The 713-nt window shown below is 44.7% G+C and carries 1 protein-coding gene and 1 pseudogene; both read left to right on the top strand.

Going from position 1 to position 713, the window contains the following annotated elements:
• Positions 1–471 (top strand): hypothetical protein (locus tag PG883_RS23660; RefSeq protein ID WP_270808499.1); only part of this gene is annotated, 471 nt, incomplete at its 5' end.
• A 74-nt stretch (positions 472–545) separates the two neighbouring features.
• A pseudogene (locus tag PG883_RS23655) lies at positions 546–713 on the top strand (IS5/IS1182 family transposase); the annotation flags it as partial.

Raw genomic sequence — 713 nt, 5'->3', positions numbered from 1 at the left:
CTCAGCAGCCAGAGCTTTGAGTGTGTCTTGGTCCATTTGCTTACCCACGAAGGTATCCTTTTGAAAAAGTTACTTATTCGTGGGCGGTTACACAATTGGATTTACAGGCTCAAAGCTCACAGCCTTGGACTTGAGCTTTCAATATTACTCCGTGATCGGATTACCTCCGGACGCCACTCAGGTAATCACATCGTTGATCCAAACGTATCATTAGAAAATCTGTCAATTTACTGCCGACATGAACCAGTGTCTTACTTGAGTCGTGAGATTCATATTTCTGATACCAGCGACTTCACGATAGAACACTTTATGCGCAAAATCTCGGATATGGCTTTTGTGAAGCCCCCCTCTTTCTCAGCAGAAAAAGAGTACCGATTTAGTTTCACTATTGTTGCTGGAGAAATGATCCTTATGCCTACAGTGAAAAATGTTATTTTGAAGGCTGAACACTTAGTTGATTGGACTGTATAGCGTTAGGGAAGGTGCGAACAAGTCCCTGACATGAGATCATGTTTGTCATCTGGAGCCATGGAACAGGGTTCATCATGAGTCATCAACTTACCTTCGCCGACAGTGAATTCAGCAGTAAGCGCCGTCAGACTAGAAAAGAGATTTTCTTGTCCCGCATGGAGCAGATTCTGCCATGGCAAAACATGGTGGAAGTCATCGAGCCGTTTTATCCCAAGGCTGGTAATGGCCGGCGACCTTATCCG

The organism is Aeromonas sp. QDB25 (assembly GCF_027707725.1).
Lineage (GTDB): Bacteria > Pseudomonadota > Gammaproteobacteria > Enterobacterales > Aeromonadaceae > Aeromonas > Aeromonas caviae.
The sequence above is the reverse complement of the archived record's forward strand: the minus strand, read 5'-3'. Positions and strand labels throughout refer to the sequence as shown.